We start from the raw sequence: 449 nt of genomic DNA on the forward strand, positions 1-449 counted from the left end.
GAGCCTGGCTATAACCGCACTATCTTAGATTGGTATGCAGACGGCGGCCGAAACGGCCTGCACGATATCGGTAAAAACAAACCCAACTATTTGGGTGTATATGATATGCACGGCCTGATTTGGGAATGGACTGAAGATTTCAACAGCAGCCAACTCTCTGCCGGCTCATCCAACACACAAATGCTCTGTAGCGGCGCATCCGTAGGCTCAAGCGATCCATCCAACTATGCGGCTTTCTTACGCTACGGCATCCGCACCAGCCTACAGTCCAAATATGTTTTAAATAACTCGGGCTTCCGTTGCGCAAGCAAATAAAGTTTAGTTTTTATCACCAAAGCAGCTTTGGCGGTACTGAAAGGTATCGCCGCTTTTTTTGGCCGTCTGACAAGATGTGGCATACCAAGACACATTGCGGCATAATCCGCCCGTCTTTATAAAAAGGCACTTAG

General features: G+C 48.1%; 1 protein-coding gene. It reads left to right on the forward strand.

Going from position 1 to position 449, the window contains the following annotated elements:
- A partial coding sequence (locus ACTHTJ_RS10875) for a formylglycine-generating enzyme family protein (protein ID WP_440362688.1) occupies positions 1–315 on the forward strand: 315 nt, incomplete at its 5' end.
- Positions 316–449 lie beyond the last annotated feature (134 nt).

Origin of the sequence: Neisseria sp. P0018.S001 (genome assembly GCF_051957355.1) — a bacterium.
In the GTDB taxonomy this organism is placed as follows: Bacteria; Pseudomonadota; Gammaproteobacteria; order Burkholderiales; family Neisseriaceae; genus Neisseria; species Neisseria subflava_A.